Source organism: Massilia endophytica (assembly GCF_021165955.1).
Classification (GTDB): domain Bacteria; phylum Pseudomonadota; class Gammaproteobacteria; order Burkholderiales; family Burkholderiaceae_D; genus Rugamonas; species Rugamonas endophytica.
The window spans coordinates 3,070,382-3,090,662 of record NZ_CP088952.1 but is presented as its reverse complement, the minus strand read 5'-3'; the positions used below and the strand labels follow the sequence as shown (position 1 = coordinate 3,090,662).

Sequence of the window (20,281 nt, the reverse complement as noted above, 5' to 3'; positions counted from 1 at the left end):
CTGCCTATTTTTCCTCACGCGGCGGTTGTCCGTATACAATGCCGCGTGCTATCCTAAACAACCGTTTTTGTAACGAGAAAAGTACCACAGCCCTTCCCCCACAACTTGATGTGCAATCCGCTAACCGGTCAGGCCGTGTCGCGGAAGGTTAGACTAACCCGCTAATTCCTCGCGAAGCGCGAAGAAAGGTGAGCAAGAATGATGCAGCAACTCACGTCCAACTCCTACCTGTTTGGTGGGAATGCGCCGTACGTAGAAGAACTCTACGAGGCGTATCTGGCCAACCCAGGTTCCGTGCCAGACAACTGGCGCGCCTATTTCGACGCCATGCAGCACGTGCCGGCCGTCGACGGCTCCAACAAACCCGACGTGGCCCACGCCTCCGTGATCGCCTCCTTCGCCGAACGCGCGAAGCAGGGCCCGATCCGCACCGTGACGGCCTCGGGCGACGCCGAAATGGGCCGCAAGCGCGTGGCCGCCACCCAGCTGATCGCCGCCTACCGCTACCTGGGCTCGCGCTGGGCCAACCTGGACCCGCTGCAGCGCCAGGAACGTCCCAATATTCCTGAGCTGGAGCCTGCATCGTACGGCTTCACCGACGCCGATATGGACACCGTGTTCAATATCAGCAATACCTACTTCGGTCCGGAGACCGCGTCCCTGCGCGACCTGACCAACTTCCTGCGCGACACCTACACCCGCTCCATCGGCGCCGAGTTCATGTACATCTCCGACCCGGCCGAGAAGCGCTGGCTGCAGGAGCGCCTCGAGTCGATCCGCTCGACCCCGAACTTCACGCCCGAGAAGAAGAAGCACATCCTGGAGCGCCTGACCGCGGCCGAAGGCCTGGAGCGCTACCTCCACACCAAGTACGTCGGCCAGAAGCGCTTCTCGCTGGAAGGCGGCGAGACCTTCATCGCCTCCATCGACGAGATCATCCAGCGCGCCGGCGAGAAGGGCGTGCAGGAAATCGTGATCGGCATGGCCCACCGCGGCCGCCTGAACGTGCTGGTGAACACCCTGGGCAAGGCGCCCAAGGACCTGTTCGAGGAGTTCGAGGGCAAGCACGCCGACGACCTGCCGGCTGGCGACGTGAAATACCACCAGGGCTTCTCCTCCGACATCGCTACCGCAGGCGGCCCTGTGCACCTGTCGCTGGCGTTCAACCCTTCCCACCTGGAGATCGTGAATCCGGTGGTGGAAGGCTCCGTCAAGGCCCGCATGGACCGCCGCGGCGACAAGGCCGGCGCGCAGGTGCTGCCGATCCTGGTGCACGGCGACGCCGCCTTCGCTGGCCAGGGCGTCGTGATGGAAACCCTGAACCTGGCGCAGACCCGCGGCTACGGCACGGGCGGCACGGTTCACATCGTGATCAACAACCAGATCGGCTTCACCACCTCGGATCCGCGCGACGCGCGCTCCACCATCTACTGCTCCGACGTCGTGAAGATGATCGAAGCCCCGGTGCTGCACGTGAACGCCGACGACCCTGAAGCCGTGGTGCTGGCCTCGCAGATCGCCCTGGACTACCGCGTGCAGTTCCAGAAGGACATCGTGGTCGACATCATCTGCTACCGCAAACTGGGCCACAACGAGCAGGACACGCCTGCACTGACCCAGCCGCTGATGTACAAGAAGATCGCCCAGCACCCAGGCACCCGCAAGCTGTACGCGGACAAGCTGGCCGCCCAGGGCGTGATCGCGGCCGACGGCGGCGACCAGATGGTGGCCGCCTACCGCGCCGCCATGGACGCCGGCAAGCACACGGTCGATCCGGTCATCTCGAACTTCAAGAACAAGTTCGCCGTGGACTGGCTGCCCTTCCTGAACCGCAAGTGGACCGACGCGGCCGATACCGCCGTGCCGCTGACGGAACTGAAACGCCTGGCCACCCGCGTCACCACCGTGCCGGAAGGCTTCAAGGTGCACTCCCTGGTCGAGAAAGTGCTGGCCGACCGCGCTGCCATGGGCCGTGGTGAGCTGAACCTGGACTGGGGCATGGGCGAACACCTCGCCTACGCTTCCCTGGTGTCCTCCGGCTACGCCGTGCGCCTGACCGGCCAGGACGCGGGCCGCGGCACCTTCACCCACCGCCACGCCGTGCTGCACGACCAGAATCGCGAGCGCTGGGATGCGGGCACCTACGTGCCGCTGCAGAACATCTCCGAAGGCCAGGCGCCGTTCACCGTGATCGACTCCGTGCTGTCCGAAGAGGCGGTGCTGGGCTTCGAATACGGCTACTCGACCGCCGAGCCGAACACCCTGACCATCTGGGAAGCCCAGTTCGGCGACTTCGTCAACGGCGCCCAGGTCGTGATCGACCAGTTCATCAGCTCCGGCGAAGTGAAGTGGGGCCGCGCCTCCGGCCTCGTGATGCTGCTGCCGCACGGCTACGAAGGCCAGGGTCCGGAGCACTCCTCCGCACGCCCCGAGCGCTTCCTGCAGCTGTGCGCGGACAACAATATGCAGGTGGTGCAGCCGACCACCGCATCGCAGATCTTCCACCTGCTGCGCCGCCAGATGGTGCGCCAGTTCCGCAAGCCGCTGGTCGTGCTGACCCCGAAATCGCTGCTGCGTAACAAGGATGCAGGCTCCCCGCTGGCCGAACTGGCCAAGGGCGCCTTCCAGACCGTGATCGGTGAAGTCGACGAGAAAATCGACGCCAAGAAGGTCAAGCGCGTGATCGCCTGCTCCGGCAAGGTGTATTACGACCTGGCCAACGCCCGCAAGACCCGCGGCCAGACCGATACCGCCATCGTGCGTATCGAGCAGCTGTACCCGTTCCCGCACAAGGCCTTCGCCGCCGAACTGAAGAAGTTCCCGAACGCGACGGAAGTGGTGTGGGCGCAGGACGAGCCGCAGAACCAGGGCCCTTGGTTCCAGATCCAGCACAACATCTTCGAATCGATGGAATCGGGCCAGCGCCTGGCGTATGCCGGCCGTCCCGCTTCCGCCTCGCCGGCTGTCGGCTACTACGACAAGCACTACGCGCAGCAGAAAGAGCTGCTCGAAACGGCGTTCTCGAAGCTGAAGGGCTTTATCCTCACCAAATAATCACGGCGCGCCGCCTGCCTTGCAGGCGGCGCCTACGCACATCGAATTTACGGAGTAATACATGGCACAAATCGAAGTTAAAGTCCCCCAGCTGTCCGAATCCGTCGCGGAAGCGACCCTGCTCTCGTGGCACAAGAAAGTCGGCGACGCCGTTGCGCGCGACGAGAACATGATCGACATCGAGACCGACAAGGTCGTGCTGGAACTGCCGGCCCCGGACGCGGGCGTGGTGGTCCAGGTACTGAAGAATGACGGCGCAACCGTCGTCGCAGGCGAAGTGATCGCCATCATCGACACCGACGCCTCCGCCAAGGCCGCCGCGCCGGCCGCCGCTGCCGCGCCTGCGCCAGCCGCCGCACCGGCTCCTGCCGCCGCTCCCGCTGCCGCCACCGGCGGTTCGAAGGGCGACGTGGCCATGCCGGCCGCCGCCAAGATTCTGTCCGAAGCCGGCCTGTCCGCTTCCGACGTTGCCGGTTCCGGCAAGGACGGCCGCGTGACCAAGGGCGACGCCCTGGCTGCCGCCGCCGCACCGAAGCCCGCAGCGCCCGCACCGATGGCCGCACCGGCCGCCAAGGCCGCGCTGCCGAAAGTGGCCGCTCCTGCCGTCGCCAACCTGGGCGACCGTCCGGAAGAGCGCGTGCCGATGAGCCGCCTGCGCGCCCGTATCGCCGAGCGCCTGGTGGAATCGCAGTCCACCAACGCCATCCTGACCACCTTCAATGAAGTGAACATGAAGCCGGTCATGGACCTGCGCAACAAGTACAAGGACAAGTTCGAGAAAGAGCACGGCGTGAAGCTGGGCTTCATGTCCTTCTTCGTGAAGGCGGCCGTGGCCGCGCTGAAGAAGTACCCGATCCTGAACGCCTCCGTGGACGGCAACGACATCGTCTACCACGGCTACTTCGACATCGGTATCGCCGTCGGTTCGCCGCGCGGCCTGGTGGTGCCTATCCTGCGCAATGCCGACCAGATGAGCATCGCCGAGATCGAGAAGAAGATCGGCGAGTTCGGCGCCAAGGCCAAGGAAGGCAAGCTGACCCTGGAAGACCTGACGGGCGGCACCTTCTCCATCTCGAACGGCGGCACCTTCGGCTCCATGCTATCGACCCCGATCATCAACCCGCCGCAGTCGGCCATCCTGGGCGTGCACGCGACCAAGGACCGCGCCGTGGTGGAAGACGGCCAGATCGTCATCCGTCCGATGAACTACCTGGCCATGTCCTACGACCACCGCATCATCGACGGCCGCGAAGCCGTGCTGGGCCTGGTGGCGATGAAGGAAGCGCTGGAAGATCCGGCCCGCCTGCTGCTGGACCTGTAAGTGTCACCCCCGCGCAGGCGGGGGCCCAGGAGTGCCGTCCGCGGCTCACCCCTGGGCTCCCGCTGCTGCGGGAGCGACGTTAGCGCTGTAGTTCACCCCCACTGAAGTGAGAGGTTTCAATGAGCGTATCCGAAGAAATCAAACGCCTGCACGAGCTGCACCAGGCCGGCGCCCTGAGCGACGAAGAATTTGCCCGCGCCAAGGAGCGCCTGCTGAACGGCGCGCCGCCCGCTGCGCCGGGCGGCGGCGACTTCGCCAGCGAGTTCTCCAGCCTGCGCCGTTCGCGCACCGACCGTTGGCTCGGTGGCGTCTGCGGCGGCCTCGCGCGCGCGTCCGGTGTCGATTCCTGGATCTGGCGCCTGGTGTTCGCGCTCTTCACCATCTCCTTCGGCTTCGGCGCGGTGATCTACATCCTCCTGTGGATATTCGTCCCCGAGGACGAACTGATTGGAAAATAAGACAATGAGCAAACAATTCGACGTAGTAGTGATCGGCGCCGGTCCCGGCGGCTATATCGCGGCCATCCGCGCCGCGCAGCTGGGCTTCTCCGTGGCCTGTATCGACGAGTGGGCCAACGAAAAGGGCGGCCCCGCACCGGGCGGCACCTGCACCAACGTGGGCTGCATTCCGTCCAAGGCCCTGCTGCAGTCCTCCGAACATTACGAGCACGCCGGCCATGCCTTCAAGGAGCACGGCATCGACGTGGCTGGCCTGTCCCTGAACCTGGGCCAGATGATCAAGCGCAAGAACACCGTCGTGAAGCAGAACAACGACGGCATCCTCTTCCTGTTCAAGAAGAACAAGGTCACCTTCTTCCACGGCCGCGGCGCATTCGCCGGCGCGGCTGGCGCCGAAGGCTACCCGATCGCCATCAGCGGTCCCACCACCGACACCATCACCGGCAAGCAGATCATCGTGGCCACCGGCTCCAACGCGCGCGCTCTGCCGGGCGCTCCGTTCGACGAGAAGCTGATCCTGTCGAACACCGGCGCGCTGTCCATCGACGAGGTGCCTGCCAATCTGGGCGTGATCGGCGCCGGCGTGATCGGCCTGGAAATGGGCTCCGTATGGCGCCGCCTGGGCTCCAAGGTCACCGTGCTGGAAGGCCTGCCAACCTTCCTGGGCGCAGTCGACGAGCAGATTGCCAAGGAAGCGCAGAAGATGTTCACCAAGCAGGGCCTGAGCATCAACCTGGGCTGCAAGATCGAGAGCGTCACCGCGGGCAAGAACGACGTCACCGTGAAATACACCGACGCCAAGGGCGAAGCGCAGAACGCGACCTTCGACAAGTTGATCGTGTCCATCGGCCGCACCCCGAACACCAACGGCCTGGGCGCCGACAAGGCGGGCCTGCAGCTGGACGAGCGCGGCTTCGTCGCCGTGGACGGCGACTGCAAGACCAATCTGCCGAACGTGTGGGCGATTGGCGACGTGGTGCGCGGACCGATGCTGGCGCACAAGGCGGAAGAAGAGGGCGTTGCCGTGGCCGAGCGTATCGCCGGCCAGCACGGCCACACCAACTTCAACACCATTCCTTGGGTGATCTACACCTCGCCGGAAATCGCCTGGGTCGGCAAGACCGAGCAGCAGCTGAAGGCTGAAGGCGTGGCCTACAAGGCTGGCACCTTCCCCTTCCTGGCCAACGGCCGCGCGCGCGCGCTGGGCGATACCTCGGGCATGGTGAAGTTCCTGGCCAACGCCGCGACCGACGAGATCCTGGGCGTGCACATCATCGGCCCGATGGCTTCCGAGCTGATCTCCGAAGCCGTGGTGGCGATGGAGTTCAAGGCCTCCGCCGAAGACATCGCGCGCATCTGCCACGCTCACCCTTCGCTGTCCGAAGCAACGAAGGAAGCCGCGCTGGCCGTCGACAAGCGCACGCTGAACTTCTAAGTCCCTCCGCCCGGCGCCCGCTACGGCGGGCGTTGGGGCTTCTGTCTCTTCCCATGAACGTCCTAGAGTACTACCAGCATGCGCTTGAACAGCGCGATTTCAAGGCTGATGAAGCCCAGCGCCGCGCCGTGGAACGCCTGCAGCAGTGCTATGACGAGTGGGTGGAATACAAGGCCCAGCGCTCGAACGGCTTCAAGCGCTTCCTGAACCGTCCCGATGTGCCGCGCGGCGTGTACATGTGGGGCGGGGTGGGGCGCGGCAAGTCCTTCCTGATGGACGCCTTCTATTCCGTGGTGCCCGTGGTGCGCAAGACGCGCCTGCACTTCCACGAATTCATGCGCGCCGTGCACATCCAGCTCGACGAGCTGATGGGCGTGGCCGATCCCCTGGACGAAGTGGCCAGGCGCATCGCCAAGAAGTACCGCCTGATCTGCTTCGACGAATTCCATGTATCGGACGTGGCCGACGCCATGATCCTGTACAACCTGATGCGGGCGCTGTACGACAACGGCGTGTCCTTCATCATGACTTCCAACTACGAGCCCTCGACCCTGTATCCCGACGGGCTGCACCGCGACCGCATCCTGCCCACCATCGCCCTGCTGAAGGAGAAGATGGATGTGCTGAACGTGGACGCCGGTGTCGATTACCGGGGCCGCGCCCTGGAACAGGTGCAGGCCTATTACACGCCGCTCAATGCCGCCACCGACCAGGCCCTGCGCGATGCCTTTACCCGCGTCGCCGAAACCTCGGACGAGGACAGGCATATTCATATCGAGGGCCGCGAGATCGCGGCGCTGCGACGCGCGGGCACCACGGTGTGGTTCGATTTCGCCACCCTGTGCGGCGGACCGCGTTCCCAGAACGACTACCTCGAAATCGCCAGCCGTTTCCATACCGTGATATTGTCCGGGATACCGATGATGTCGGCCGGTATGGCCTCCGAGGCGCGCCGCTTCACCTGGCTGATCGACGTGTTCTACGACCAGGGCGTGAAGCTGATCATGTCGGCCGAAGTGCCGCCGGAGGAGCTGTACACTAGCGGTATGCTGGCCAATGAATTCCACCGTACCGTGTCGCGCATCGTGGAGATGCAGTCGCGCGAGTACATGGAGAAGGCGCAGCGCGGCGCAGCCGCCGCACTGGCCTGAAACGGGGACAAGAACAAGATGCCGCAACCAATCAAACTGCTGTGCGCCGCCGTGCTGGCCGCGATCACCATGCCGGCGATGGCGCAGAAGCTGGGCCAGATGCCCATCGGCGCGCCCGCCGTGCCGCCCAGCCACTCGGTCGAGCAGGCCGATTCCCGCCTGGCCCAGGTGAAGCAGGACCGCGAGGCCGTGGAAGCGCAATTCAGCGCCGCAGAGCAGGTCTGCTACACGAAATTCTTCGTCAATGCCTGCGTGGACAAGGCCAAGGAAGTGCGCCGCGAGCGCCTGGCCGGCTTGCGCGCCATCGAGATCGAAGCCAACTACTTCAAGCGCAAGTACGCCGTTGACCAGCGCGACCGCGAGCTGGAGGACCGCGCGCAGCAGGATGCGGCGGAAGAGGCGGCCCGTGCCGCCCAGCCTGCGCCTGCGCCGCGCGAGGAGCCGGCAGAACGCGCGCCGGCGCGTCCCGCCGCCGTCACGCCGGTGCAGCGCCAGGCCGAACACGACGCCAAGGTGAAGCGCCAGCAGGCGCAGGATGCGGCGGAAGCGCCGCAGCGCGCCCAGAACGCAGAGGACCACCAGCGCCGCGTGGAGGAATCGGAACGCAGGCAGGCGCGCGTCGCCAGGCGCCTGGCGGAGAAGGAAGAGAAGCGCCGCCGCCGCGCGGAGGCGGAAGCGGCGAAACAGGCCGCCATCGAAGCGGCCCGCGCGAAGGCCGGAGCTAGATAGCCTTGCGCAGCTTCTGCACGGTGTAGGTCGGCACTTCCTTCGGCAGGGCCGCCAGCTTCACGATCGCCATGGTGCAGTTGTCGCCCTTGCCCTGGGCGCGTTCCCCCGCCTTGTTGATGAGAAGTTCTGCCGCCTCGCGCGGCGTCTTGCGCGCCACCACCGTGGCCAGCTCGCTGTCCGTGAAGTACTGCCACAGCCCGTCGCTGCACAGCATGAAGGCGTCGCCCGCCTTCAGGTTCTCCTGCGTGCCGGTGCTCACGAAGGGCTTCTTCAACTTGTTCCCCAGTACATTGGCCAGCAGGCGCGAACTGCGGTGCTTGCGCGCCGCATCGGGTGGCAGGCCGTCGTTGCGCACCAGGTGCTCCACGTAGTCCGTGTCGTTGCTGCGGCCCGTGCAGGCGCCGCCGCTGAAGCGGTAGATGCGGGTGTCGCCCACGGTGGCCCAGATGGCCTGCTGCTGCGGCGTGAGCATGAGCAGGGCCAGCGTGGCCTGGGGCTCGGCGCTGCTGCTGATGGCGTTCATCAGGAGAATGTCGTGCGCCTCCTGCGCGATGCCGCGCAGGAGCTCCGCCACCCGGGCGGGATTCGGCGCGTCGCCGACCTTGTACTCGTCGAACAGCTGCCTTGCCGTGTGCAGGGCCTGTTCAGAGGCGACGGCGCCGCCATGCACGCCGTCCGCCACCACGGCCAGCACATAGCCGGGGGCGTGCGGAGCGGTGAACAGGGCGGCGCGGTCGTTTTGCTGCGGACGGCTGCCAAGATGCTGCGCGGTGCCGGCCTCGATTTTATAGGCGCTCATTGTGGAGGAAGTCCTTGCTGCTTCTTTCTGGTGCTTACCTGAGTTAAACTATGCACTGTAAGACGGTTTAGCCGCAAGCGCATGTTGTCCACGCGAAACACTTTTCGAAGCTCATGACCAACGTAGAAGAAATCAAGCGCCGTATCATCGAACTGGACGTCGAGCACCGGGACCTGGACGCGGTGATTGAGATGCTCACCTTGGATGGCCACCACGATCAGCTGCAGTTGCGTCGCCTCAAAAAGCGCAAGCTGCAACTGAAAGACTATATCACCTTGCTGAAAATGCAATTGGTGCCTGATGTTCCGGCCTGACCGGCGCCCGATGCGCCGCTGCCCCACCTGATCCTATTTTGACCGATTCACTTCCGCTGCCCGAGCTGCCGCCGCAAGGCGAAGCAGGCGTACCTGCCATGCCCGGCAAGCACGACGCCGACATCGAGCGCCTGTTCGGCGCCGGCGGCCCGCTGGGGCCGGCGGTCGGCGGTTTTCGTCCCCGCAAATCCCAGACGGAGATGGCCAAGGCCATCGCCCAGGCCATTTCCGAGCAGCAGACCCTGATCGCCGAGGCGGGCACCGGCACCGGCAAGACCTTCGCCTACCTGGTGCCGGCCCTGATGTGGGGCGGCAAGACCATCATTTCCACCGGCACCAAGAACCTGCAGGACCAGCTCTTCCTGCGCGACATTCCCACCGTGCGCGCCGCCCTGCAGGCGCCCGTGTCGGTGGCGCTGCTGAAAGGGCGGGGCAACTACCTGTGCCACTACCACCTGGAACGCACCCTGCAGAACGGCCGCATGACCTCGCGCGAGGACGTGGGCTACCTGCGCGAGATCTCCCGCTTCCTGAAGATGACGAGCACCGGCGACAAGGCCGAACTGGCGCGCGTGCCGGAAACCGCGCCGGTCTGGAACCTCGTCACCTCGACCCGCGAAAACTGCGTGGGCGCCGAGTGCCAGTACTACCAGGACTGCTTCGTGATGAAGGCGCGCCGCGAGGCGCAGCAGGCGGACGTGGTGGTGGTCAACCACCACCTGTTCTTCGCCGACGTGGCCCTGAAGGACACGGGCGTGGCCGAACTCCTGCCCTCGGCGAACACCATCGTCTTCGACGAGGCGCACCAGCTGCCGGACACGGCGACCCTCTTCTTCGGCGAGACCTTCTCCACCTCCCAGGTGCTGGAACTGTGCCGCGACGTGCTGGCCGAAGGCCTGGCGCACGCCCGCGACGGCGCGGACTGGGGCAAGACAGTGTCCGTGGTGGAAAAGGCGGCGCGCGACCTGCGCCTGACCTTCCCGCAGGACGTGGTGCGCCTCTCGCTGCCACAGATTGCACCCTCCAGCGACTTCTTCCCGGCGCTGGATGTCCTGCGCGAGCAGCTGGCGGGCCTGCTGGCCGTGCTGGAAAAGCAGGCCGAGCGCGCCGAGACCCTGGAACAGTGCCGGGTGCGCGGCCACGAACTGCAGCAGAAGCTCGATAACTGGAAATACGACCCCAAGGCCAAGGTGGCGCCGGGCGAGGAAGCCGTGTTCTGGGTGGAGGCCTATACCAGCTCCCTCCAGCTGCACAAGACGCCCCTGTCCATCGCGCCCATCTTCAACAGCCAGCGCGAAGGCGTGCCGCGCAGCTGGATCTTCACCTCGGCCACCCTGGCCGTGAAGAACGACTTCAAGCACTTCTCCGAGCAGATGGGCCTGACCGGCGAGGTCGCCCGCACCTGGCCCAGCCCCTTCAATTATGAGCAGCAGGGCATGCTGTATGTGCCGCAAGGCCTGCCGGACCCCAATTCCCTCGGCTATACGGACGCCGTGCTGGACTGCGCCCTGCCCATCATCGAGGCGGCGGGCGGCCGGACTTTCCTGCTTTGCACCACTTTACGTGCCGTGAAGCGGGCCGCCGAGCGCCTGCGCGACGAGTTCGAGAAGCGCGGCCTGCGCTTCCCCCTCTTTGTGCAGGGCGACCGCGGCCGCACCGAGCTGCTCGACCAGTTCCGCAAGGCGGGCAACGGTGTGCTGATCGGCAGCCAGAGCTTCTGGGAAGGCGTGGACGTGCGGGGCGACGCCCTGTCCCTGGTCATTATCGACAAGCTGCCGTTTGCTCCGCCGGACGATCCCGTGCTGGCGGCGCGTATCGAGGTGATGGAGCGGCAGGGGCTGAACGGCTTCATGCACCACACCCTGCCGGAAGCCATCATCAACCTGAAGCAGGGCGCGGGCCGCCTGATCCGCGACGAAACGGACCGGGGTGTGCTCATGCTGTGCGACCCGCGCGTCATCTCCAAACCTTACGGCCGCCGCATCTGGCAGAGCCTGCCCCCCTTCAAGCGCACCCGCGACGCCGCCGAGGTGATCGCCTTCTTCTCCCCAGAACAGTAGCGGCAGAGGGGACAGACCCCGGACGGGGTCTGTCCCCGAAAGCTCGGTTCGCTACCGAACTCCAGTCCGCGCCGACTGTGTTCGGTGGTCGACCAGGTTACCGGGGACAGACCCCATCCGGGGTCTTATATCTTCAACATACGCTAAATTATGTCTGCGGGCATGCCAGTCTGATAGGTCTGTGGGAGCAAATCCCGTGGGACAGCCAATGACGGCATGCTCGATTCTTTGTAGCCCGAACAGTTGTCAGGGGGCGAACCCCGGATCAGTAAGAATGGGAGAAAGAATCATGCAGAACGCAGACGATGGGTTGTACGTCGGGATCGATGTCAGCAAGAAGAGTCTGGACGTCGATAGTCTTCCGCTGTCACATCGGGCGCAGTTCCCCAATGACGCGGGTGGTCATCAGAACCTGAAAGCCAGGTTGTTGCAGCTACAGCCGCGATGGATCGTGGTGGAGGCGAGCGGCGGTCTCGAAATGGAATTGGTCAGCGTACTGGCAACTGCGGGGTTGCCAGTGGCGGTCATCAATCCCAAACAGGCCAGGGATTTCGCCAAGGCCATTGGCGTGCTTGCGAAAACTGACCAGGTCGATGCCATTGTTCTGGCCCGCTTCGGGCAAGCGGTCAAACCGGCACTGCGTCCAATTAAAGACGGTGAGCTACGCCATCTGGAGGACGTTCTGACTCGAAGACGCCAGTTGGTCGATATGCTCACAGCTGAGAAGAACCGAAAGCTGCAGGCGACCGCTCTCATTGCAAAAGAGATCAATGAGCATATTGAATGGCTCGAGCAGCGTATCAAGGGCACCAATGGTGATCTGGGGCGGGCTATCAAGGAAAGTCCGCTATGGCACGCTAAAGCCGACCTGCTCTCATCCATCCCCGGCGTAGGCTCCATCACCGTCGCAACCCTGCTGGCGCAGTTACCCGAGCTTGGCACGCTCAATCGGCGCGAAATCGGTGCGCTGGTTGGCGTCTGCCCATACAGCCGTGACAGCGGCAAGATGCGGGGGAAGCGAAGAATTTGGGGTGGCAGGGCATCGGTACGGGCGGTCCTCTACATGGCCACCTTGGTCGCCATCCGACACAATCCCGTCCTCAAAAGCGCCTACGCCCGGCTGCTCGCGGCAGGAAAACTCAAGAAAGTAGCCATCGTGGCTTGCATGCGCAAGCTGCTCGTCACCATGAACGCCATGTTGCATAACAACGAGAGGTGGGCAGCAACCCTCGATTAATTAATCAAGACAGTTGCTGTCCCCTGCGTCTTCGTTATGCCAACTTCCAGCATATTCGCGCCAGCATTTTGCACGTAGCCCAGCAGTCCTGCACGTTTGCGCTAGCGCAAAGTCCCCACGGAAGGGATTGTTAAAGTGGAACGGAAATCGTGAAAAGAACAAGATGTCAGGGGAGAAACAGGAGGGGACGACATGACGATCCGCTACGGCTGTTTCTTCAGTTATGCGCATGGCCACCATGCCTACATGAGCAAGTTCAAGACCGACCTGGCCGATGCCCTGCGCTGCTATCTGGAACCCCATCTCGATAACGAAGCCGAGCTGTTCGTGGACAGCGAGCAGCTGGGCGGCGGTGACGACCTGGACCGCAAGATTGCGCTCGCGCTCTGCCAGAGCGTGTGCATGATCGTGATCTACACGCCGAAGTACGAAGCCCACGCCTACACCCGGCGTGAATTTGCAGCCATGCAACTTATCGAAGAGGAGAGGCGGCACTGGTATCCCTTGCCCAGCCACCTGATTATTCCTGTGATCATGACGCGCCATCCGCTCAGCCTGCCGCCCCAGATCAGCGAGGGCATGTATGTGGACTTTTCGCGCTACACGCTCGCCACGGGCGACCTGAAGACCAACCCGGACTTCCTGCCCGACATCGACCGCATCGTGCAGCGCATCGTCGCCCACTACCATTTCCTCAAGTACAGCATCCCGCCGGGACACGACTGCAGCCGTTTTGTCCTGCCCGACATTCCACCGGAGTGGCGCGCCACCCCGCCTCCACACTTTCCACGTTAAAGGCCCGTCATGGAACCCCAGCGCCTGTCCCTCCCGCCACGCAACGAGCCTGGCGAAGTCGTCACCTTCCACTCCCACAAGGGCGGCGCCGGCCGCACGATGGCGCTGGCCAACCTGGCCCTGCTGCTGGCCAGGCGCGAGGGCGGCAGCAGGCCGGTGCTGATGATCGACTGGGACCTCGAGGCGCCGTCCCTGCACCATTATTTCGGCGTGGACGCGGACGGGCCGGGGGTACTGGAACTGTTCGCCGCCTGCGACGCCCAGCTCCAGCGCGGGCGGCGCGAGCGCAACGACGCCGACCTGGCACAGGCCGTGCTCGACGCCGTGGGCTGGGAGGATTACGTGGTAAGGGCCGACCAGGCCCGCCCCCTGTTCCTCATGCGGGCCGGGCGCCAGGACGCCAGCTACGCCGAGCGCCTCGCCAGCCTGAACTGGGACCGGCTCTTCCACAGTTGTCCCGCCTTGTTCCGCACCTTCGCCGCCTGCACGGCCCACCATTTCCGGCATGTGCTGGTCGATTCGCCCGCAGGGCAGGGGGACGTGGCGGGCATCTGCACCACCCTGCTTCCCACCCGTCTGGTACTGGTCTTCACACCCGGCCGCCAGAGCCTGCAGGGCCTGGACAGCCTGGTGCAGCGCGCCACCACCTACCGCCGCAGCCATGAGGACGAGCAGCGCCCCTTGCTGATCTACCCCCTGCCGACCCGCATCGACGCGGGCGACGCCGCCGTCCGCTCCCTGTGGCGGCGCGGCGACCCGGCGCGCAACATTCCTGGCTACCAGCAGCAGTTCGAGCGCAGCCTGGCGGAGGCTTATGGGCAGTCCCGCCTGTCGCTGGAGAGCTATTTCGACGAAGTACAGCTCCAGCAGCTGGGCGGCCTGGCATATGGCGAGCCGCTGCCCGTGCTGAGCGACGAGGAAAGCGACCGCTTCTCCCTGACGCGCAGCTTCTCCGCCTTCCTGGACTGGTTCGAGGGCGGCCATTGCCCCTGGCAGTCGCGCGAGGAGATTCCCCTTCTGTCCGCCGCCGCCCATGCGCGCCGGGCGCTGGAAGAGGGCGCCGGACGGCCTGCCTCGCTGGCCCTGGCGGCAGCTCTGCTGGACCTCGGCAGGCTGTACCGGCGCGACGGGGCCCTGTCCCAGGCCTTCACCGTGCTGGACGAAAGCGTAGCCCTGCGCCGCCTGCTGCTGGGCGAAGACCATCCCGATACCCTCCACAGCAAGGCCGCCCTGGCTGACGTGCTCTTCCAGCAGGAAAAATTCCAGGAGGCGCGCTTCCTGCAGGAGGCCGTGCTGGCCGCACTGGAGGCGGCGGAAGGCGCGGGCGCCGGCGCCACCCTGCTCGCCAGCACGGCCCTGGGCGTGACCCTGGCCGAACTGGGCCAGTTCCCCGACGCGCTGGCCCTGCAGGACACCGTCATCGATGCCCACGAGCGCGAGCTGGGCGACGACCACCCCGCCACCATCGACGCCCTCGCCGTGCGGGCGGACATCCTGGCCAGGGCAGGGCGGCTGGAGCTGGCCCTGCCGTTGCTCGAACGGGTGCTGGCCTCCCGCAGCCGCCTGCTGGGCACCCTGCATCCGGACACCGAACGGGTGCGGCGCGGCCTGGCCCAGCTGCGCGGCAAACTGGAGCAGATGCCCGAGCAGGGCCGGCGCGACGGCGTGCGCCACCGCATCCTGAACGTGGAGCAGGAACTGGGCAGCTACCGGGGCATGGCGCCGGCCGGCAGCGAGCACGAACGCGAAGAAGAGGAACTGTCGGAACCGCGCATCGGCGCGCGCTGAAGCGGCGATTTTTTCCGCCCGGCGGCTCCCGGCATGCGCTGGCTGAGCGTTGCTTCAGGTAAAATTAGTCGCATGCGTATCCTTATCAGTAACGACGACGGCTACCTGGCGCCCGGCATCAATGCGCTGGCCGAAGCCCTGGCGCCCATCGCCGATATCGTGGTCGTGGCCCCGGACAGCAACCGTTCCGGGGCCTCCAATTCCCTGTCCCTGGACCGGCCCCTGTCCGTGCAGCAGGCCGCCAACGGCTTTTATTTTGTTAACGGCACGCCAACCGATTGCGTCCACATCGCCCTCACGGGGATGCTGACCGAGCGGCCCGACCTCATCGTGTCCGGCATCAACAATGGGCCGAATATGGGGGACGACACCCTGTATTCCGGCACGGTGGCTGCCGCGACGGAAGGCTATCTCTTCGGTATTCCCGCCATCGCTTTTTCCCAAGGCGCCTACGGCTGGGCCCACATCGACGCGGCCGCCCGCGTGGCGCGCGACATCGTGGAGCGCTACCGCGATGCCCTGGAAAAGCCCTATCTGCTGAACGTGAACATCCCGACCCTGCCGTACGAGGAACTGGGCCCCCTGACCGCTACCCGCCTTGGGCGCCGCCATCAGGCCGAGCCCGTCATCAAGGCGCATGACCCGCGCGGCCGGGAAATCTTCTGGATCGGCCCGCCTGGCGCCTGCAAGGATGCGGGCGAGGGCACGGATTTCCACGCGGTGCAGCAGGGCAAGATTTCGGTGACGCCCCTGCAGATCGACCTCACCCACAAGCCCCAGCTGGCCCAGCTGAAGGAAGTGCTGGCATGAGCGCCAAGCCCCGCTTCCCGCTGCCCCTGTCCTCGGTGACGGCGAAGAAGCCGGGCACGGAATTCCGGCCCACCGTGGCCACGCCCCAGACGGCGACCCGCAACGCGGCCACCACGGCGGCCAAGAGCCCCTGGGCGCCGCCGCCTCCCGCCGCGACTCCCTCGCGCGCCCACAGCTATGCGCAGGAGCGGGCCCAGCCCCAGCCGCTTGCCGCGCCGCGCCAGAATCCCCTCGTGTCGGACGCGGTGCGCCGCGCCATGGTGCAGCGCGTGGCCAGGCAGGGCGTGCAGGACCAGGTGGTGCTGTCGGCGCTGGAAACCGTGCCGCGGCATATGTTCATGGATGAGGGCCTGGCTTCCCAGGCCTATATCGATGCATCCTTGCCAATCGGACACCACCAAACCATTTCCCAGCCGTATATTGTTGCCAGAATGATCGAAGTGATGCGCAACGGCGGCCAGCTGCAGCGCGTCCTGGAAATCGGCACCGGCTGCGGCTACCAGGCGGCTGTTCTGGCCTGTGTTGCGCAAGAGGTGTATTCCATTGAGCGCATCAAGCCGTTACATGAGCTGGCGAAGTCCAACTTGCGGCCCCTGCGGGTAGCGAATCTGCGTCTGCATTATGGAGATGGTATGCTTGGGCTGCCCCAGGCCGCCCCCTTCGACGGCATCATCCTTGCTGCGGCGGGGCTGGAGGTGCCGCAGGCGCTGTTGGAACAGCTCGCCATTGGCGGCAGACTGGTCGCGCCCGTGGGCGCACGCACTCAGCATCTGGAACTCGTCACCCGCACCGGCAAGGCCGAGTGGGTGCGCCAGACGCTCGAAGACTGCCATTTTGTGCCCTTGCGGCCTGGAATCGTTTAGACCTGATTAGATGAGAATGACGAAAACAAGTTCCCTGTTCCTGAGCACGATCACGCTGGCGCTGCTGAGCGCCTGTACGTCCACGCCGAACCAGGCCCCGGTATCCGAGCTGCACATTTCGCGTCCGCCGGCCCAGCCGACGCCCGCCCCGGCGCCGAAGGTGGAAGACAAGCCCGGCATGTACACGGTGAAGAAGGGCGACACCCTGCTGCGCATCGCCCTCGATCACGGCCAGAACTACCGCGACCTGGTGGCCTGGAACAACCTGTCCAACCCGAACGACATCAAGGTGGACCAGGTGCTGCGCGTGGAGCCCCCGGAAGAGCGCAGCGGCGTGCAGACCGCTTCGGTGGCGCCGCCGCCCTCGCTGACGCGCGCCCCGGCCGAGCCGTCCGCGCCGAAGAAGACCTCGCCCAAGGCCGACAAACAGCCTTACACCGACAACAACCTGGCCGATCTCCAGAAGAACGGCAACGACAAGCCTGAGAAGGCCGACAAGCCTGCCGAGAAGCCGACCCAGCTGGCCAGTGTGGCGCCCAGCCTGCCGAAACCGGCAGCGCCCGCGCTCAGCACCGAAGATCGCGCCGTGAGCTGGCAATGGCCCACCGATGGCAAGGTGGTGGGCAGCTTCGACGAAGGCAAGAACAAGGGCATCGACATCGCCGGACGCGCGGGCCAGCAGGTGGTCTCGGCCGGTGCAGGCAAGGTAATGTATGCAGGCAGCGGGATCCGTGGTTATGGTAATCTCGTAATCGTGAAGCACAGTAACGGCCTGTTGTCGGCTTATGCGCACAACCGCTCCATTCTGGTGCAGGAGGGGCAGACGGTGAACAAGGGCCAGGCAATTGCCGAAATGGGGGATTCCGATACCGACTCGGTCAAGCTGCACTTCGAGATAAGGCAGCAGGGCAAGCCGGTGGATCCATCGAAGTTCCTGCCGAACCGTTAGACAAGCCGCCCATGACACGCTCGCCGCATAACCACCTGGAAGACGACTCGGTTCCGGAGGATTACCCGGACGAGCCAATCGACGATGGGGCCGAGGCGGGCGAGATCGACGGTCCCACCGCCGTCGAGGCCAGCACTACCGTCATCGAGAGTGTCGACGAGCTGAAAAAGGTGCTGGCGGCGGAGCTCTCCACCGACACCACCCAGCACTACCTCAACCAGATCGGCGCCAAGCCCCTGCTGACGGCGGAACAGGAAGTCCATTACGCGACCCTGGCCAAGCAGGGCGACTTTGCGGCCCGGCAGAAGATGATCGAGCACAATCTGCGGCTCGTGGTCTCCATCGCCAAGCACTACATCAACCGGGGCGTGGTCCTGCTCGACATGATCGAGGAGGGCAATATCGGCCTGATGCGCGCCATCGACAAGTTCGAGCCCGAGCGCGGCTTCCGCTTTTCCACTTATGCGACCTGGTGGATCCGCCAGAGCATCGAGCGCGCGATCATGAACCAGGCGCGCACGGTGCGGCTGCCGGTGCACATGGTGCGCGAGCTGAACCAGATCCTGCGCGGCAAATACCATCTCGAAGCCCAGCACCACAACGGCAAGGACGCCACCGCCGAGGACATCGCCGACCTGGTGGGACGTCCGGTGGAGGAGGTGCAGGACATCCTTGCGCTCTCCGAGCACGCCACATCGCTCGATGCGCCGCTGGACAACGACCCGCAGTCCTCGCTGATGGACATGCTGCCCGGCGACAGCGAAGACAGCCCCGATGCGCGGGCCGAGCACCATGAAATGCGGGTGCTGGTGCGCGACTGGCTCACCAAGCTGCCGGACAAGCAGCGCATCGTCATCATGCGCCGCTTCGGCCTCGACAACGACGACCCCGCGACGCTGGAGACCCTGGCCGAGGAGATGGGCGTCACGCGCGAGCGCGTCCGCCAGATCCAGCAGGAAGCGCTCGTAAAGCTCAAACGCGCCATGGCCGCCCGCGGCGTCGTCCGCGACTCCCTGCTGTAGGGGAAAAGGCGGCGCAGGGGACGGACCCCGCTTTCGGTGCAGCCGAAACCGGGGTCCGTCCCCGGTACCGCAGTCAGCCACCAACCACAGTCAGTAACAACCGCGATCTGCTATCATACCGGGTTCCCCACACCACCCGCAGCACCTAATATGCAAGACAACACCATCGACATCAAATCCCTCGACATGGACGCGCGCGGCGTCGGCCACATGCAGGACAACGAGGACGGCACCCCGGGCAAGGTGGTGTTTGTCGAAGGCGCCCTGCCAGGCGAGCGGGTAAGCTTCGAAACCTTCCGCAAGAAGAAAAACTGGGAAGCAGCCCGCATGATCGAGCTGCACCGCGAATCCTCGATGCGCGTGGCGCCCAAGTGTGTCCATTTCGACTACTGCGGCGGCTGCTCCATGCAGCACCTGGAGCCCTCGGCCCAGGTAGCGATCAAGCAGCGCGTTCTGGAGGACAATCTCTGGCACCTCTCCAAGGTGAAGCCGGAAACCATGATGCGCCCGATGTACGGCCCGACGTGGGGCTACCGCTACCGCGCGCGCCTGTCCTCGCGCTACGTGGCCAAGAAGGGCACGGTGCTGGTGGGCTTCCACGAGAAGAAGTCCGTCTACGTGGCCGACATCCAGAGCTGCCAGATCCTGCCCAGGCACGTATCGGACATGATGATGCCGCTGCGCGCGCTGATCCACTCGCTCTCCATCTTCGACAAGGTGCCGCAGATCGAACTGGCCATCGGCGAAGACCTGACGGTGCTCGTGATGCGCAATATGGAGCCCCTCACGGCGGACGACGAAGCGAAGGTGAAAGCCTTCGCCGACGAATACAAGATTCAGTGGTGGCTGCAGCCCAAGGGCCCGGACACCGCCTATCCCTTCTACCCGCTGGACAAGCAGCTGCACTACCTGCTGCCCGAATTCGGCGTGAAGATGCCATTCAAGCCGGTGGACTTCACCCAGGTGAACCACCACATCAACCGCGTGCTGGTGGCGAAAGCCCTGCGCCTGCTGGATGTTCAGCCCACCGACCGCGTGGCCGACCTGTTCTGCGGCCTGGGCAACTTCACGCTGCCGCTGGCGACGCAGGCGCGCGAAGTGGTGGGCATCGAAGGCAGCACGGCGCTCACCGAGCGCGCGCTGGCGAACGCCAAGGTCAACGGCCTCGATGCCAAGACCAGCTTCTCGACCCGCAACCTGTTCGAAGTGACGAAGGACGACCTGGTCGCCCTCGGCAAATTCGACCGCATGCTGATCGACCCGCCGCGCGACGGCGCCATGGCCCTGGGCCTGGCGCTGGCGGAACTGAAAGATGCAAACCCCGAGCTGCTGCCGAAGCGCATCGTCTACGTCTCCTGCAGCCCGTCCACGCTGGCGCGCGACGCGGGCGTGCTGGTGCACCGCGCAGGCTACACGCTGCGCCAGGCGGGCGTGGTGAACATGTTCCCTCACACCTCGCACGTGGAATCGATGGCGGTATTCGACCTCGACTGAAG

17 protein-coding genes are annotated in these 20,281 nt (G+C 65.3%); 16 read left to right on the top strand and 1 reads right to left on the bottom strand.

Translation table 11 applies throughout. The annotated features are described in order from the left end of the window. Window positions 1-198 precede the first annotated feature (198 nt). The 6 genes from LSQ66_RS13970 to LSQ66_RS13945 all read left to right on the top strand — a co-directional run bounded on the left by LSQ66_RS13970 (window position 199) and on the right by LSQ66_RS13945 (window position 8,148). Window positions 199-3,054, top strand: a complete 2,856-nt coding sequence (locus tag LSQ66_RS13970; protein WP_231765809.1) for a 2-oxoglutarate dehydrogenase E1 component — start codon at window positions 199-201, stop codon at window positions 3,052-3,054. Window positions 3,055-3,115: 61 nt separating this feature from the next. Next, window positions 3,116-4,375: a 2-oxoglutarate dehydrogenase complex dihydrolipoyllysine-residue succinyltransferase gene (gene odhB / locus LSQ66_RS13965; protein WP_231765808.1), complete on the top strand. Its 1,260-nt coding sequence runs from the start codon at window positions 3,116-3,118 to the stop codon at window positions 4,373-4,375. A gap of 119 nt (window positions 4,376-4,494) precedes the next feature. Continuing rightward, window positions 4,495-4,833 (top strand): PspC domain-containing protein, encoded by a 339-nt coding sequence (locus tag LSQ66_RS13960; protein WP_231765807.1) that lies wholly within the window; start codon window positions 4,495-4,497, stop codon window positions 4,831-4,833. Window positions 4,834-4,837: 4 nt separating this feature from the next. Further along, a complete protein-coding gene (lpdA, locus tag LSQ66_RS13955; protein WP_231765806.1) occupies window positions 4,838-6,268 on the top strand; it encodes a dihydrolipoyl dehydrogenase in 1,431 nt (476 codons plus the stop codon). Window positions 6,269-6,321: 53 nt separating this feature from the next. Continuing rightward, window positions 6,322-7,419, top strand: coding sequence for a cell division protein ZapE (gene zapE, locus LSQ66_RS13950; RefSeq protein WP_231765805.1), 1,098 nt, complete (start codon window positions 6,322-6,324; stop codon window positions 7,417-7,419). Between the two features lie 18 nt (window positions 7,420-7,437). After that, entirely contained in the window at window positions 7,438-8,148 is a 711-nt protein-coding gene (locus LSQ66_RS13945) for a hypothetical protein (RefSeq protein ID WP_231765804.1), read from the top strand. Here the strand turns inward: LSQ66_RS13945 and LSQ66_RS13940 are convergent. Next, window positions 8,141-8,947 (bottom strand): PP2C family protein-serine/threonine phosphatase, encoded by an 807-nt coding sequence (locus tag LSQ66_RS13940; protein WP_231765803.1) that lies wholly within the window; start codon window positions 8,945-8,947, stop codon window positions 8,141-8,143. The genes LSQ66_RS13945 and LSQ66_RS13940 overlap by 8 nt on opposite strands. Window positions 8,948-9,060: 113 nt before the next feature. Here LSQ66_RS13940 and LSQ66_RS13935 point away from each other — a divergent pair, with 113 nt between their 5' ends. From LSQ66_RS13935 to rlmD, 10 genes are all read left to right on the top strand, one after another. Then, window positions 9,061-9,261 carry a YdcH family protein gene (locus LSQ66_RS13935; RefSeq protein WP_231765802.1) on the top strand — a complete coding sequence of 67 codons (201 nt, stop codon included), beginning with the start codon at window positions 9,061-9,063 and terminating at the stop codon, window positions 9,259-9,261. Between the two features lie 98 nt (window positions 9,262-9,359). After that, complete coding sequence (locus tag LSQ66_RS13930; protein WP_231770109.1) at window positions 9,360-11,321, top strand: ATP-dependent DNA helicase; 1,962 nt, start codon at window positions 9,360-9,362, stop codon at window positions 11,319-11,321. A gap of 289 nt (window positions 11,322-11,610) precedes the next feature. Continuing rightward, window positions 11,611-12,558, top strand: coding sequence for an IS110 family RNA-guided transposase (locus tag LSQ66_RS13925; RefSeq protein WP_231765801.1), 948 nt, complete (start codon window positions 11,611-11,613; stop codon window positions 12,556-12,558). A gap of 192 nt (window positions 12,559-12,750) precedes the next feature. Continuing rightward, a complete protein-coding gene (locus LSQ66_RS13920) occupies window positions 12,751-13,353 on the top strand; it encodes a toll/interleukin-1 receptor domain-containing protein (protein ID WP_231765800.1) in 603 nt (200 codons plus the stop codon). Between the two features lie 9 nt (window positions 13,354-13,362). Continuing rightward, window positions 13,363-15,141, top strand: coding sequence for a KGGVGR-motif variant AAA ATPase (locus tag LSQ66_RS13915; protein ID WP_231765799.1), 1,779 nt, complete (start codon window positions 13,363-13,365; stop codon window positions 15,139-15,141). A 72-nt stretch (window positions 15,142-15,213) separates the two neighbouring features. Next, window positions 15,214-15,951 carry a 5'/3'-nucleotidase SurE gene (gene surE, locus LSQ66_RS13910; RefSeq protein ID WP_231765798.1) on the top strand — a complete coding sequence of 246 codons (738 nt, stop codon included), beginning with the start codon at window positions 15,214-15,216 and terminating at the stop codon, window positions 15,949-15,951. After that, window positions 15,948-16,814: a protein-L-isoaspartate(D-aspartate) O-methyltransferase gene (locus LSQ66_RS13905; protein ID WP_231765797.1), complete on the top strand. Its 867-nt coding sequence runs from the start codon at window positions 15,948-15,950 to the stop codon at window positions 16,812-16,814. The genes surE and LSQ66_RS13905 overlap by 4 nt, the downstream gene beginning before the upstream one ends. 16 nt (window positions 16,815-16,830) lie before the next feature. Then, the gene (locus LSQ66_RS13900; protein WP_231765796.1) at window positions 16,831-17,763 is read left to right on the top strand and encodes a peptidoglycan DD-metalloendopeptidase family protein; all 933 of its coding nucleotides are present in this window, start codon (window positions 16,831-16,833) and stop codon (window positions 17,761-17,763) included. A gap of 11 nt (window positions 17,764-17,774) precedes the next feature. Then, window positions 17,775-18,785, top strand: a complete 1,011-nt coding sequence (gene rpoS, locus LSQ66_RS13895; RefSeq protein WP_231765795.1) for an RNA polymerase sigma factor RpoS — start codon at window positions 17,775-17,777, stop codon at window positions 18,783-18,785. A 150-nt stretch (window positions 18,786-18,935) separates the two neighbouring features. After that, entirely contained in the window at window positions 18,936-20,279 is a 1,344-nt protein-coding gene (gene rlmD / locus LSQ66_RS13890; protein WP_231765794.1) for a 23S rRNA (uracil(1939)-C(5))-methyltransferase RlmD, read from the top strand. The last annotated feature ends 2 nt before the right edge of the window (window positions 20,280-20,281 follow it).

Bases quoted from the DNA above. Each gene is read 5' to 3' on its own strand.
- LSQ66_RS13900 (WP_231765796.1), top strand. From the start codon at position 16,831: ATGACGAAAACAAGTTCCCTGTTCCTGAGCACGATCACGCTGGCGCTG.
- LSQ66_RS13935 (WP_231765802.1), top strand. From the start codon at position 9,061: ATGACCAACGTAGAAGAAATCAAGCGCCGTATCATCGAACTGGACGTC.
- odhB (WP_231765808.1), top strand. From the start codon at position 3,116: ATGGCACAAATCGAAGTTAAAGTCCCCCAGCTGTCCGAATCCGTCGCG.
- LSQ66_RS13920 (WP_231765800.1), top strand. From the start codon at position 12,751: ATGACGATCCGCTACGGCTGTTTCTTCAGTTATGCGCATGGCCACCAT.
- LSQ66_RS13970 (WP_231765809.1), top strand. From the start codon at position 199: ATGATGCAGCAACTCACGTCCAACTCCTACCTGTTTGGTGGGAATGCG.
- LSQ66_RS13915 (WP_231765799.1), top strand. From the start codon at position 13,363: ATGGAACCCCAGCGCCTGTCCCTCCCGCCACGCAACGAGCCTGGCGAA.
- LSQ66_RS13925 (WP_231765801.1), top strand. From the start codon at position 11,611: ATGCAGAACGCAGACGATGGGTTGTACGTCGGGATCGATGTCAGCAAG.
- surE (WP_231765798.1), top strand. From the start codon at position 15,214: ATGCGTATCCTTATCAGTAACGACGACGGCTACCTGGCGCCCGGCATC.
- rpoS (WP_231765795.1), top strand. From the start codon at position 17,775: ATGACACGCTCGCCGCATAACCACCTGGAAGACGACTCGGTTCCGGAG.
- lpdA (WP_231765806.1), top strand. From the start codon at position 4,838: ATGAGCAAACAATTCGACGTAGTAGTGATCGGCGCCGGTCCCGGCGGC.
- LSQ66_RS13940 (WP_231765803.1), bottom strand. From the start codon at position 8,947: ATGAGCGCCTATAAAATCGAGGCCGGCACCGCGCAGCATCTTGGCAGC.
- LSQ66_RS13930 (WP_231770109.1), top strand. From the start codon at position 9,360: ATGCCCGGCAAGCACGACGCCGACATCGAGCGCCTGTTCGGCGCCGGC.
- LSQ66_RS13905 (WP_231765797.1), top strand. From the start codon at position 15,948: ATGAGCGCCAAGCCCCGCTTCCCGCTGCCCCTGTCCTCGGTGACGGCG.
- rlmD (WP_231765794.1), top strand. From the start codon at position 18,936: ATGCAAGACAACACCATCGACATCAAATCCCTCGACATGGACGCGCGC.
- LSQ66_RS13945 (WP_231765804.1), top strand. From the start codon at position 7,438: ATGCCGCAACCAATCAAACTGCTGTGCGCCGCCGTGCTGGCCGCGATC.
- zapE (WP_231765805.1), top strand. From the start codon at position 6,322: ATGAACGTCCTAGAGTACTACCAGCATGCGCTTGAACAGCGCGATTTC.
- LSQ66_RS13960 (WP_231765807.1), top strand. From the start codon at position 4,495: ATGAGCGTATCCGAAGAAATCAAACGCCTGCACGAGCTGCACCAGGCC.